A 13,411-nucleotide genomic window follows, 5' to 3' on the forward strand; every position below is an offset into this window, starting at 1 on the left:
TAAAAAGCCCACCGGTTAAGGTGGGCTTTCATATCAGCTATCGGTTGAACAAGGTAAGGTTACATGCGCTCAAGGGTATTGATACCCAGTAGCGCAAGACCTTGTTTGATCGTTTTTGCTGTCAGTGCCGCCATACGCAGGCGACTTTGACGGGTTTGACCTTCAGCCAATAGAATTGGGCACGCTTCATAGAAGCTAGAGAAAAGTCCCGCCAAATCGAACAAGTAGCTACACATCAGGTGTGGTTGGCCTTCGCGAGCAACAGACTTAACCGCTTCTTCGAATTGCAATAGCTTGGCAACCAATGCTTTTTCTTTCTCATGCTCAATGACCATTTCACCCTCAAGTGCATCACGGTCAACGCCTGATTTTGCAAACACAGAAGCAACGCGGGTGTAGGCGTACTGCATATAAGGCGCTGTATTGCCCTCAAATGCCAGCATATGATCCCAGTCGAAGATGTAGTCCGTGGTGCGGTGCTTAGACAGGTCCGCATATTTCACCGCCGCCATTGCTACGGTGGTGGCGATTTCACGCTGCTCAGCTTCATCCATGTCTGGATTTTTCTTGGCGATCAGTGCCTTGGCGCGGGTTTCAGCTTCGTCGAGTAAGTCAGCAAGACGAACCGTGCCACCTGCACGCGTTTTAAATGGCTTGCCATCTTTGCCAAGCATCATACCAAACGCATGGTGCTCGAGGCTGACAGAATCAGGCACGTAACCGGCTTTACGCACAATGGTCCACGCTTGCATCAGGTGCTGATGCTGGCGTGAGTCAATAAAATACAAGACGCGATCGGCATTGAATTGCTCATAGCGGTATTTGGCACAGGCAATATCGGTGGTGGTGTATAAAAAGCCACCATCACGTTTTTGAATGATCACACCCATAGGCTCGCCGTCTTTGTTCTTGTATTCATCCAAGAACACGACTTGGGCGCCGTCATCTTCAACAGCGATGCCTTTCGCTTTTAAGTCTTCGACAATGCCTGGCAGCATATCGTTGTAAAGACTTTCACCCATGACATCTTTGTCAGTCAATGACACATTGAGACGGTCGTAGTTACGTTGGTTTTGTTCCAACGTCACTTTCACTAATTTTTCCCATTTTTCTTTGCAGTATGCATCACCACGCTGAAGACGCACTACATACTGGCGCGCTGTGGCAGCAAATTCTTCGTCTTCGTCGTAACGACGCTTGGACTCACGATAGAAGTTTTCGATATCGCCCAGTTCCATCGAGATGTCATCACCGCGAGATTCATGCAGTTCCAAGTTGGCAATCAACATACCAAACTGCGTGCCCCAGTCGCCGAGATGGTTGGCGCGGGTGACCTTATGGCCTAGAAATTCCAAGGTGCGAACAACGGCATCACCAATGATGGTTGAACGCAGGTGGCCCACGTGCATTTCTTTGGCAACGTTTGGTGCAGAGTAATCGACCACAATGTTTTGGGTCGCTTCAGTGGCGACACCTAACCGCGTATCCGCGAGCGCTTGGTCAGCTTGCGTCGCTAGCCATTGGTCGTTTAAGAAAATGTTGATAAAACCAGGGCCAGCGATTTCGGTTTTACTGACCATATCGCCAAGGTCGAGGGCATCCAGTACTTTTTGTGCGAACTCGCGAGGGTTACACCCTAATTTTTTTGCTGCGCCCATCACGCCGTTGGCCTGATAATCACCAAATTGAGGTTTAGCAGACTGACGTACCGCCGCCGGTGTGCCTTCAGGCGCACCCGCCGCAACCATGGCGGCAGAAACTTTCTCGTTAAGAAGACTTTGAATATTCACTTGCTTACCTTTACTACTAACCGGGCCGATTGTTAACTGCCCGTTGTGTGGGCTTCCAGCTTACAGATACAAGAATCCGCCAACACTGCACTGAGCCTTGGGCGTACAAGCACAGTGTTGGCGGGATGCTGTATTGTTGCGAACCGTGGCGTCAACTGACGCGGGTAAACCCTAATGATACCCATAAACTAGCAGGGGTTGGCAATAGTTATTCACCGTCAACACTGATATCTTTACGCGCTGAAATGAAACGGGCGACGTTTAACCTTCAAGAGGTCACCATGCATGATGCCACGAACCTAACTACCCTGATGCGAGATAAAGCAGCTTTTGCAGATAAAATCAATCAGTTGCTTGATTTGCTTGCGATCGATTGCGCGGAGCTGACACTGGATCATGTCGCGATACGCACCCACGATATCGCGGTAACCGAATCTTTGGCCAGTGAGCTCGCGTCGCAAGGTAAGTTGTGCTCTGAGGCGATCGTCAACGGTCGGCCAATCCACATTTATGCACTGGACCGGGCATTAACCATTGGTCAATGGCAAACGCATTGGGTTGAGCTTCCGTTTCCTAACCACAAACGGTATCCGCGGCAAAGCTGGGAGCATGTTGAGTTTGTGCTGCCCTGTGCCACCGCTGACATGGCAGGACTAAAGCAAGCATTGAAGCGCGTGTTTCCAGGCATATTTGCGCGTGCAGAACAGCAACATACCATCACGGTGAAGTGCAGCGAACCTTGTGTGAAAGGCGAGCGGTTACCTAATCCGACCATCGCTTTTAAGTATCAAGATGTTTGCGTGAAGTTTCACCCTTTTCCGCTGGCTGAGATTATTGCAAGCGAAGCCAGTGACTAAGCACTGGCTTCATGGAGCTGTCGGGAGTGCGATATGTGATTATAGGATCACGGTTTTATTGCCGTGAACAAATACCTTGTCATCCACCACTCGGGCAATCGCTTGGCTCAGCACGCTTTTTTCCACATCACGTCCGGCTTTGGCCATATCTTGCGCATTAAAACTGTGGTCAACATGAATCACGTTTTGACCAATAATGGGGCCTTCATCCAAGTCGTTGGTAACAAAGTGAGCGGTCGCACCAATGATTTTGACACCACGCTCAAAAGCTTGATGATAGGGGCGTGCGCCAATAAATGCCGGCAAGAAGCTATGGTGAATATTAATGATTCTGTGAGGATATTGCGCGACAAAGTCGGGGGTGAGCACGCGCATATACTTGGCCAGTATGATGTAGTCGGGCTGGTACGGCTGGATTGCCTTTAACATTGCCTGCTCGTGTGCCTCACGCGATAAATCTTGATGGCAAATATGGTGGAACGGAATATCGAAGCGCTCAGTCAGCGTCTGTAGCTTGTCATAGTTTCCCACCACGGCAGCAATCTCGATATCCAAAGAGCCATCGTAGGCTTTCATTAAAATGTCGCCCAAACAGTGCGACTCTTTGGTCACCATGATCACAACGCGCTTTCGTCGTGAGCTGATAAGCTGACGGTGACTTCCAGCAGGAAGCGCTTGGTCGAGATCTAACAACAGCGTGTGGTCATTAAAAATCCCTTCCAATTCGGTGCGCATGTAAAATCGACCCGTGGCATTGTCGACATATTCGCGATTATGGACGATGTTGAGTTGGTGCTTATAACAAATATTGGTGATCTTGGCGATCAGGCCTTGGGCATCGGGACAATCCGTGAGTAATGTTTTTCGTTCCATGTTGATGTTATGTTGCTTAATAGTCCTTCGGTTTTACCCTGTCTACACCCCAAGGTCAAAGTGAATTTACCCTGATCGCCGAACATCCGAGGGGAAGTGGTTTCATCCTCTTGGGGGCTTTGGCATAATGCCCGCTTTCCCCTGTGTATTTATCCAATGATCCGAAAGGTTTTCTCTGATGCCGGTGCGCTGGCAAAAGCAATTGATGGCTTTGTGCCTCGACAGCCGCAAACCGATATGGCGATGGCGGTCGATGCCGCGATCCGCGAGCAAGGACAGTTGGTGGTCGAGGCCGGGACAGGAACAGGGAAAACGTATGCCTATCTTGCCCCTGTATTGTTGAGTGGTAAAAAAGCCATCATCAGCACGGGCTCAAAGAACCTGCAAGAGCAGCTTTATCATCGCGACTTACCCTTGATGAAATCGGCGTTGGGGTTCACTGGTACCACGGCGCTGTTGAAAGGGCGAGTGAACTACCTTTGTCCAGAGCGCTTGAGTCGTCAGATCAGTGAGTGTCATCGCCCAGATAGTGATCCGAGCCAATTAAGCCAACTGGTCAAAATCCGCGAATGGTCTTCGTATACAGAGTCGGGGGATTTGAGTGAGTGTGACGCGTTGGCGGAAGACAGTCCGCTCATTCCCGTGATCACGTCGACCAACGACAATTGCCTTGGTAAAGACTGTCCAAGCTATGAAGACTGCTATGTCGTCAAGGCGCGCCGTCGTGCGATGGAGGCGGATGTAGTGGTCGTGAACCACCATTTGTTCTTGGCTGATGTGGCGATCAAAGAAACTGGGTTTGGGGAATTGATCCCAGATGCGGATATCATGGTGTTCGATCCCGGCTTTCGTGGCAATTGGCGAGAGCTTCAAGCTTCACCGGCTGTCGAGAAAGAATTAGTACGCTTAACCGATGCACTGGAGTTGGCCCATGACGTGGTCAAACTGTCATTGGGTCGCAGCCAACTATTGGATGCGGCGTTTGATCGCATCACCTTATTTAAGGCACGTTTATCGCGACTGCGTGATACGTCGATCACAGGCTATTCGTACTGGTATGAATGTACGCGCCATCACTTCAGCCTCAATATTACGCCGCTCTCGGTGGCCGATCGTTTCCGCGAACAAATGGATGAACAAGGTGGGGCATGGATTTTTACCTCGGCGACACTTGCCGTGGAAGGTGATTTTAGCCACTTTAGTCACCGACTTGGCATTTCAGCACAACGGCAGATGACATTAGAAAGCCCCTTTGATTACCCCACACAAGCGCGACTATGTGTGCCACGCCATGTGCCTGAAACCAATAGCTATCGGCGAGCCGATAAGCTGGCAACCTTGTTGGGGCCTGTGATTGAGCGCAACCAAGGGCGCTGCTTCTTTTTATGTACGTCGCATCAAATGGTGCGAGACCTAACGGCGTTGTTTCGCGACCAGCTCGAGATCCCGGTGCTGATGCAAGGCGAAATGCCTAAACAGCGCCTGTTGGCAGAATATTTATCACTGGGGAACGCGTTGCTGGTGGCAACCGGCGCGTTTTGGGAAGGGATAGATGTGCGTGGGCAGGCACTCAGTTGCGTGATCATCGACAAACTGCCGTTTGCCTCACCCGATGACCCCTTGCTCAAAGCGCGTATTGAAGATTGTAAGTTGCAAGGCGGCGACCCCTTCTCGCAAGTGCAAATTCCAGAAGCGGTGATCACGCTCAAGCAAGGGGTAGGGCGTTTGATTCGCGATAAGCGTGACCAAGGCGCGTTGATCATTTGTGATAACCGCTTAGTGACGCGCCCTTATGGCGCCACCTTTTTACGCAGCTTACCGCCCATACCGCGTACGCGCGATCTAAATAATATTGACGACTTTTTATCAGCCATAAATGCTGACCATACCGATGCAGAGGTGCCTGCATTGCAATCACCGATTGAGGGTTAAATGACGCTAAAAATGCTTGCCGTGGATACGGCCACGGAAAACTGCTCTGTTGCGCTGTGTATCGGCGATCAGATGATGGTGCGCAGTGACATTGCGCCGCGTGAACACACCAATAAAATCTTACCCATGGTCGATGAGGTACTCGCGGAGGCGGGCGTATCACTCACGCAACTCGATGCACTCGCCTTCGGCCGGGGGCCAGGGAGTTTTACTGGTGTGCGAATTGGCATTGGGATTGCACAAGGTTTAGCGTTTGGTGCTGATTTACCCGTGCTGGGCGTATCGACGCTCGCGGCGATGGCCGAGCAAGCGCACCGTACTCATGGCGCAACGCAAGTACTCACGGCGATTGATGCGCGAATGGGAGAGCTATACTTTGCCCAGTATGAACGTCAAGAAAATGGCGATTGGCATGCGTTGGCTGATGAAGCGGTTGTGGCCCCTGACGCATTGTGCCTTGAATCGACCGACGGTACGTGGGCACTGGCAGGAACCGGCTGGCCTGCCTATCCTGAATTAGCGAAAGGGTTGGATCTGACCACCACAGAATCAGGCGTGTTGTATCCACAAGCACAAGACATGCTGGCTATTGCCAAATACGCCTACCAGCGTGGTGAGGCTGTCGCCGCTGAGCTCGCGACGCCCACCTACTTGCGTGACAAGGTCACGTGGAAGAAGCTCCCCGGACGCGAGTAATAGTCTGTTTGGGTCGGTTTGCCTCGCATAGGAAGCAAGTATGGTATCGATTAACGGAATTCCTTCTTCACCGCCTAACCGGCCGAATCAAACGCGGCGCCCTTCATCCTCGGAGAAAGCGTCGCGTAAACAAACCCCGCAAGCGAGCCAAGTTGCCAAGGCAGTGCGGCAAAAGGTGCAACATGTCTCTGTCTCAGAGGCAGAGCAAGCTAAACAACATATTCAGTATGATTTACCCGATGGCCGCGGTCGTCAGGCAATGTCGTCTTACTTAGCGGTGCTTAACCATGCGCGGCGAGAGGAACTGCTTAACCTCGTCGGGGTCGATATCTATGTATGACGTCGAGAGAGGAGTACGTGTGATGAAGTTAATGCCAACCGGATTGCTGATGATCGGGGCGCTACTGTTAACCGGTTGCAGTACCTTGCCTGACAGTTTAAAAGGTCGTATGGATCAGCCGGTAACCGAGTACCCAGTCGTAGCCAGTATGACCGCAGCCAATCAGGGTGAAGAAGTGCGCATGGGCGGCATGATCGCCAGTGTTGAAAACCGCGAAACGGACTCGGTAGTCGAAATCGTCGCGTTGCCCACCTCCAGTGCGGGGCGCCCCGATATTGGTGCATCATCACTGGGTCGATTTAAAGCGGTTTTTAGCGGTTTTGTCGATCCTGCAGACTATGCGAAAGGGCGTCCTATTACGGTGCTGGGTGAGTTTGTTGAACAGCAAATGGGTAAAGTCGGGGACTATGAATATGCTTACCCTGTATTGTCAGTCAAAGGACACCAGCTGTGGAACATTGAGCAAAAGGTTATCGATGACGACCGCCCTTATTGTTATGGGCTATATTGCTCGCGCGTTCGGGTAGGCGTCGGGACTGGGCGAGTACAAAGCGTGATCACTTTACCCTAACCAATGATGCATTCTCCACTGTCGGCGCAACTTGATGAGGCACTTCAGGCAAATCCAGCGATGATCGGCCTGTCGAGTGGATTAGAACCACTCACGCTCTCACTGGCCTCAACGCGTGTCGCGGGAGCTGCCCGTCCGGCGGCAAGCGGTGCGCCTACTTTGGTCATGCTTCACGGCTGGCAAGATAACCTAGCCAGTTTTCATGCTCTGGTGCCTTATTTACCCAGCGAGTGGGGATTATTATTGTTTGATTGGCCCGGACACGGTCTGTCAGAACATAAACCGGGCGACTACTACTACCCCTTCTACGACTACTTGGATGATTTACACCAAGTGCTCTATCAACAGCACTTCTCCGGCCCACTGATCTTGGTTGGCCACTCACTCGGTGGGCTGGTGGCGAGTTGCTATGCCGCTGCTTTTCCAGACCGCATTGCTGCACTGGTAATGATAGAAGCGCTCGGCCCGATGGCTGAACCTGCTCAACAGATAACCAACCGATTGGCGAAAAGTCTTGATCAACGCTTAAAGCAGCGTCAAAAGCGCCAACGCTACTTTGATTCTGCATTTCAGGCGCTACAATTACGCGCCTCCATCAATAAAGTGGCAGCTGAACCGCTTTTGCCATTAGTCGCTCGCGGATTGATGGAGACTCCTCAAGGTATCACTTGGCGACACGATCCTCATTTGCGCGGGGATGCGCTTTATCGGATGTCGCCCGCGCATTGTGAATCGATTATTCGGGCAATTCACTGTCCTGCTCTCGCCATTCGAGGAACGGATGGCTATCCTGCATTGCGTTCGCAGGATGCTCAGCAACGGATGCATGGGTTTCGCCAATTACAGGTGGTGGACCTGCCGGGTACGCATCACTGTCACCTTCAACAACCGCAACAGGCTGCATCGTGGGTAACAGATTTTGTGACCAAAATTCAAACGCGCACTTAAAATGCTCGTGTAAAAATAATGTTAACGCTATGGTGGACGGGTTAAACACCTGTTTGAATAGAATCTCGCGTCGATCGAAGCGGGCAGTATAGCCTGCAAGCTAAAACATAGGAGAAAGCCAGTGGAAAAGGTTTGGCTTAATCGTTACCCGTCGGATGTGCCGGCGGAAATAGATCCAGATGCCCATCGCTCTTTGATTGAGATGTTTGAACACTCAGTGCAAAAGTTCGCTGACCAAACAGCCTTTATTAACATGGGCCAGGTCATGACCTTCCGTAAGCTCGAAGAGCGTAGCCGCGCATTTGCGGCGTACCTGCAAAACGAGCTGAAATTACAAAAAGGCGATCGTGTGGCGATCATGATGCCGAATTTGCTGCAGTATCCGATTGCGTTGTTCGGTATTTTGCGAGCAGGCTGTGTGGCGGTTAACGTCAACCCTTTATATACGCCGCGAGAGTTGGAGCACCAGTTGACTGACTCAGGTGCGAAAGCGATTGTGATTGTCAGCAATTTTGCTCACACCTTGGAAAAGGTGGTGGAGAATACACCCGTTAAGCACGTGATCCTTACGAGTTTAGGGGACCAGCTCCCTCGTGCGAAAGGCACGTTAGTGAACTTTGTGGTCAAGTACGTCAAGAAAATGGTACCGAAATACCATTTGCCGGACGCAACGTCGATGCGTAATGCGCTCCGCCGTGGCCGCCGTATGCAGTATGTAAAACCTTTCTTAAAAGGTGATGATGTCGCTTTCCTCCAGTACACGGGTGGTACCACTGGATTGGCGAAAGGCGCTATCTTGACGCACCGCAACATGTTGGCCAACGTCTACCAAGCGAAAGGCACCTATCAACCGGTGCTAAACGTGGGCGAAGAGTTGGTAGTGACCGCGCTACCGCTTTATCACGTGTTTGCGCTAACCGTAAACTGCCTGCTGTTTATTGAAATGGGTGGACAGAACCTGTTGATCACCAACCCGCGTGATATTCCGGGCTTTATCAAAGAGCTACAAAAATATCCATTTACGGCGATTACAGGGGTGAATACCCTCTTTAACGCTTTGCTACACAACGAAGATTTTCATGAGTTAGATTTCTCCAACTTACGCCTTACTGTTGGTGGTGGCATGGCGGTACAACGCGCTGTCGCAGAAAGCTGGAAAAAACTGACCGGTAAGCACCTCCTAGAAGGCTATGGCTTAACCGAGTGCTCACCGCTTGTGGCGGCGTACCCTTATGATTTGCGTGATTACAACGGGTCGATCGGTTTGCCCGTCCCATCTACGGAAGTCCGTATTGTGGATGAGAATCGTGAAGATGTCGCCGATAACCAACCGGGCGAATTGTTGGTGCGTGGTCCGCAAGTGATGCAAGGTTATTGGAACCGACCAGAGGCGACGCGTGAAAGTATCGATGAAGACGGTTGGTTGGCAACCGGTGATGTGGTGCAGTTTGATGATGACGGCTTCTTACACATCGTCGATCGTAAAAAAGACATGATCCTTGTATCAGGCTTTAACGTCTATCCCAATGAAGTGGAAGATGTGGTCGCCCTGCATGATAAGGTATTGGAAGTGGCCGCGATTGGTCAGCCAGACGAAAACTCAGGCGAAGTCGTTAAGATTTGTGTGGTGAAAAAGGATCCGTCGCTGACCCGTGATGATCTGATAGCGCACTGCCGTAAGCACCTGACCGGTTATAAAGTGCCTCGCGTGGTTGAATTCCGCGATGAGCTACCGAAAACCAATGTAGGTAAAATCTTGCGCCGAGAGTTACGCGATGAAGCCCCTAAGGCGCCGCAAAAAGCTTCTGCTTGATGCGTGCTGCCCGCGAAAAGGGTAAACTGGAGCGTAACGAATCACGAAATGCCGGCATTGCCGGCATTTTCTTTATAGGCTAACTTGTGAATTATCAACTAATCACATCACATCAACAACTTGTCGACGTATGCGCAAAAATGCGCCAGAAACCTGCTGTGATGGTCGATACCGAATTTGTGCGTACCCGTACGTTTTACGCGCAACTTGGGTTGGTGCAATTGTATGATGGTGAGCAACTTGTACTCATCGATCCGATTGAAATCGAGGATCTTTCCCCGTTGTGGGCATTGCTGGTTGACACCAATGTCACCAAAGTATTGCATGCCAGTAGTGAAGACTTAGATGTGTTCCAACACTATGCTGGTACCTTACCTACCCCTATGGTGGATACCCAGCTGATGGCTGCTTTTTTAGGGCACGGTGTATCAGAGGGGTTTGCGAGTTTGGTGAATACCTATGTGGGAGTGGCGCTTGATAAAGGCGAATCACGCACTGATTGGTGTGCGCGCCCACTAACCGATAAGCAAAAGCATTATGCGGCGGCGGATGTGTATTATTTGATGCCTCTGTACCAAGCGCTTGAGAAAGCCTTGGCAAAAACACAGTGGCAAGCGGCGTTGCAAGAAGAATGTACCCGCTTATGTGACAAAAAGCGCCAACCCAAAGAGGATTCGCTGGCATATCTTGATATTAAATACGCGTGGCAGCTGCAGCCGAATCAATTGGCGGTACTTCAATCGCTTGCAAAGTGGCGCGCGAAAGAGGCACGACGTCGCGATATTGCGCTTAATTTCATAGTGAAAGAGCTTCACCTTTGGAAAATGGCGCGATTTGGAATTCGTAGCGTTGAGCAAATGCAAGCGCATGATTTTGATAAATTTGAGATTCGCTATCATGCCCAAACTTTGATCACGCTGGCGAAGCAAGCTGAGAAGCTTCCTAAAGCGAAGTGGCCACAACCCATCACGCGTTTAGTCGATGAGCCGGGTTACAAAGCCGTGATTAAGACGCTCAAAGAAAGCGTTCAACAGTGTGCGGATGAGCAGGGTTTTGTACCAGAGTTTATTGGCTCAAAGAAGCAATTGAATCAGTTGATCAGTTGGGTATGGCGAGAGCATAAAGCGGAGGATAAACGCCCAGACCTCGCACAAGGGTGGCGATATACTCTGATTGGCAAGCGCCTGATAGAGATGATTCCTAGTGCGCCAGTGACGCATTAAAAAAGCGGTGCTTAGCACCGCTTTTCTACAATCAGCGAACGAGGCTCACGCTTTAGCTCTCTTTCCCTTCTTCGGGCAAAGTCACATTTAACTCTAAGACGGAAAGATCGTCGTCCCCTTGCTCGAGGCTCACGGAGACTTGCTCTGGACCGATATCCACATATTTACGGATCACATCTAAGATATCTTGCTTGAGCTGTGGCAAATAGGTTGGGGCAGGGCTATCTGCACTGCGTCGCTCCGCAACAATGATTTGCAGGCGCTCTTTTGCAATGTTGGCGGATTTTTCTTGGCTGGCCGAAAGAACTCTAGCAATGCCACATTAGCCTCCAAATAAGCGTTTTAGAAAACCTTTGCGCTCTTCCTCAATAAAGCGGAATGGGCGCTCTTCGCCAAGCAATCTTGCAATGGCATCTTCATACGCTTGTCCCGCATCCGATTCTTGATCGAGAACCACAGGCTCGCCTTTGTTTGAGGCATGCAGTACTGACTGGCTTTCTGGGATGACCCCTAACAGTGGGATACGTAAGATCTCCTCAACATCCGACACGCTGAGCATTTCGCCGTTGGTGACGCGGCTTGGGTTATAACGGGTTAAGAGCAAGTGGTGCTTAACCGGTTCCTCACCGTTTTCGGCGCGGCGAGATTTTGAATCGAGAATGCCCAGAATGCGATCAGAGTCGCGCACCGAAGAGACTTCAGGGTTGGTCGTGACGATGGCTTCGTCGGCAAAATAAAGGGCCATGAGGGCGCCAGCTTCGATACCCGCAGGCGAATCGCAGATGATGTATTCAAACCCAAGCTCATCCATCTCTTTTAACACCCGCTCGACGCCCTCTTTGGTGAGCGCATCTTTATCACGAGTTTGTGAGGCTGGAAGAATAAATAGATTTTCAACCCGTTTGTCTTTGATCAGCGCTTGATTAAGGTTGGCTTCGCCGTTGATCACGTTGACAAAGTCATACACCACGCGGCGCTCACATCCCATAATTAAATCGAGATTACGAAGACCAATATCAAAATCAATCACTGCGGTTTTTTTGCCAGCCATGGCGAGTCCCGTCGCGAGTGCTGCACTCGACGTGGTTTTACCAACACCGCCTTTACCGGAGGTAATTACAATAATTCGTGCCATTCCTCGTCCTTATTCTGTTATAGCGTGAGGGGGTCTATTTGTAAGCTTTCTTGATTGAGCGAGACCATGACGGGGCGCTCAATAAACTCAGATGGAATTTTGTCGCTTAGCCAGTAGCTACCGGCTACTGACAATAATTCTGATTGTAAATTCTGGCAATAAATACGCGCTTGCTGCTGGCCGCTGGCGCCGGCAATGGCTCTGCCGCGCAGCACGCCGTAAATATGAATACTGCCATCAGCAATGACTTCCGCCCCGGCACTGACATGATTCAATACCACCAAGTCAGCATTTTTGGCATAGATTTGCTGTCCCGAGCGCACGGGATTCGTGACCACTTTAGTGGGGGTTTGAATCGGATCGGCAACACGAGATTGCTTGCTCGATTTGAGTACCGCAAGCCCCACCGATTTGGCTTGCTGGCGGGTATCGTTATGCGTGACGCCAGTAAGGCCGACTAAAATCATCCCAGTTTCACTTAAACAGTACTTTAAAGCGGTGAGATCTGGGCATAGCTTTAAACGGCTGATATCCGCCACCACAGGCGCGCCTTCAAAAAATGCGGGGGCTTGAGAAACCTTATCAGCCAAAATGGCGGCCGCTTCAGTAAAATTGTCATCCACAAGATGAAGAACAGACAAAGTAAAAGTTGAGCCTTTCAACTCCGGGTGTTTGTGCATGTTGTTTGATTCCGGTTATATCGTTGAAACGCGAGTCAAACGCGCATTATCAGACGTTGGATAGCATGGTATATTCACAGCATCGATGCGGCAAGCAGGGTTTGATATTCGGCGGACATTGCCCCCTAATTTTGGCGATTTCTTGTCATGGTGCGCGATGTGAGCCGCGTTTAGTGAGCATTGTGTGACACATTTTGCGGCAAAGCCTAACAAACCTTAACTCGTCGATGACACTATTTCGCCATCGTTATGGCATGCTGATGAGGACATTGAGATGTATTGCGCAATTTATCGTAGCAAAAAGAAAGAAGGCACCTATCTTTATGTACCGGGGAGAGATAAATTCGATGATGTGCCAGAAGCATTAATGAACAGTTTTGGACAACCAGAGTTTGCCATGATGATTGATCTCGGTAAGCGAGAAAGACTTGCGGTTGTTGATATTGAGAAAGTGAAACAAAGTCTGCAAAACGAAGGGTTCTTTCTACAATTACCACCGCCACCGGATGCGGCGTTGCAGGCTATCCGAAACAAGAATGAAAAATTGTAATTA

13 protein-coding genes and 1 pseudogene are annotated in these 13,411 nt (G+C 50.4%); 9 read left to right on the plus strand and 5 right to left on the minus strand.

The features are described from left to right. Positions 1-59 precede the first annotated feature (59 nt). On the minus strand, positions 60-1,790 hold the full coding sequence (gene argS / locus BZJ17_RS11540; protein ID WP_077640814.1) for an arginine--tRNA ligase: 1,731 nt from the start codon (positions 1,788-1,790) through the stop codon (positions 60-62). Between the two features lie 245 nt (positions 1,791-2,035). On the opposite strand from argS, the gene BZJ17_RS11545 reads away from it, so the two are divergent. Further along, positions 2,036-2,647: a VOC family protein gene (locus BZJ17_RS11545; RefSeq protein ID WP_206744522.1), complete on the plus strand. Its 612-nt coding sequence runs from the start codon at positions 2,036-2,038 to the stop codon at positions 2,645-2,647. Between the two features lie 39 nt (positions 2,648-2,686). On the opposite strand, the gene purU is transcribed toward BZJ17_RS11545, so the two are convergent. Further along, on the minus strand, positions 2,687-3,520 hold the full coding sequence (gene purU, locus BZJ17_RS11550; protein ID WP_077455201.1) for a formyltetrahydrofolate deformylase: 834 nt from the start codon (positions 3,518-3,520) through the stop codon (positions 2,687-2,689). Between the two features lie 156 nt (positions 3,521-3,676). Here purU and BZJ17_RS11555 point away from each other — a divergent pair, with 156 nt between their 5' ends. The 7 genes from BZJ17_RS11555 to rnd all read left to right on the plus strand — a co-directional run bounded on the left by BZJ17_RS11555 (position 3,677) and on the right by rnd (position 11,043). Further along, positions 3,677-5,452 carry an ATP-dependent DNA helicase gene (locus BZJ17_RS11555; protein WP_077640816.1) on the plus strand — a complete coding sequence of 592 codons (1,776 nt, stop codon included), beginning with the start codon at positions 3,677-3,679 and terminating at the stop codon, positions 5,450-5,452. Then, on the plus strand, positions 5,453-6,148 hold the full coding sequence (gene tsaB, locus BZJ17_RS11560) for a tRNA (adenosine(37)-N6)-threonylcarbamoyltransferase complex dimerization subunit type 1 TsaB (RefSeq protein WP_069588773.1): 696 nt from the start codon (positions 5,453-5,455) through the stop codon (positions 6,146-6,148). Between the two features lie 40 nt (positions 6,149-6,188). Next, complete coding sequence (locus tag BZJ17_RS17150) at positions 6,189-6,488, plus strand: hypothetical protein (RefSeq protein WP_131826808.1); 300 nt, start codon at positions 6,189-6,191, stop codon at positions 6,486-6,488. 22 nt (positions 6,489-6,510) lie between these two features. Next, positions 6,511-7,059 (plus strand): Slp family lipoprotein, encoded by a 549-nt coding sequence (locus BZJ17_RS11565; RefSeq protein ID WP_241836795.1) that lies wholly within the window; start codon positions 6,511-6,513, stop codon positions 7,057-7,059. A 3-nt stretch (positions 7,060-7,062) separates the two neighbouring features. Further along, the gene (locus tag BZJ17_RS11570) at positions 7,063-8,007 is read left to right on the plus strand and encodes an alpha/beta hydrolase (RefSeq protein WP_241824900.1); all 945 of its coding nucleotides are present in this window, start codon (positions 7,063-7,065) and stop codon (positions 8,005-8,007) included. Between the two features lie 121 nt (positions 8,008-8,128). After that, on the plus strand, positions 8,129-9,820 hold the full coding sequence (gene fadD, locus BZJ17_RS11575) for a long-chain-fatty-acid--CoA ligase FadD (protein ID WP_069588781.1): 1,692 nt from the start codon (positions 8,129-8,131) through the stop codon (positions 9,818-9,820). Between the two features lie 86 nt (positions 9,821-9,906). Next, positions 9,907-11,043: a ribonuclease D gene (rnd, locus tag BZJ17_RS11580; protein ID WP_077640818.1), complete on the plus strand. Its 1,137-nt coding sequence runs from the start codon at positions 9,907-9,909 to the stop codon at positions 11,041-11,043. A 52-nt stretch (positions 11,044-11,095) separates the two neighbouring features. On the opposite strand, the pseudogene minE reads toward rnd, so the two are convergent. The 3 genes and pseudogenes from minE to minC form a co-directional block, all read right to left on the minus strand. Continuing rightward, positions 11,096-11,364: pseudogene (gene minE / locus BZJ17_RS11585) on the minus strand (cell division topological specificity factor MinE). Position 11,365: 1 nt separating this feature from the next. Beyond that, positions 11,366-12,178, minus strand: coding sequence for a septum site-determining protein MinD (minD, locus tag BZJ17_RS11590; protein ID WP_077455195.1), 813 nt, complete (start codon positions 12,176-12,178; stop codon positions 11,366-11,368). A gap of 17 nt (positions 12,179-12,195) precedes the next feature. Further along, a complete protein-coding gene (minC, locus tag BZJ17_RS11595; RefSeq protein ID WP_077640819.1) occupies positions 12,196-12,858 on the minus strand; it encodes a septum site-determining protein MinC in 663 nt (220 codons plus the stop codon). 274 nt (positions 12,859-13,132) lie between these two features. Here minC and BZJ17_RS11600 point away from each other — a divergent pair, with 274 nt between their 5' ends. Next, positions 13,133-13,408 carry a YcgL domain-containing protein gene (locus tag BZJ17_RS11600; RefSeq protein ID WP_077640820.1) on the plus strand — a complete coding sequence of 92 codons (276 nt, stop codon included), beginning with the start codon at positions 13,133-13,135 and terminating at the stop codon, positions 13,406-13,408. Positions 13,409-13,411 lie beyond the last annotated feature (3 nt).

Origin of the sequence: Salinivibrio sp. IB574 (assembly GCF_001996205.1) — a bacterium.
Lineage (GTDB): Bacteria > Pseudomonadota > Gammaproteobacteria > Enterobacterales > Vibrionaceae > Salinivibrio > Salinivibrio proteolyticus.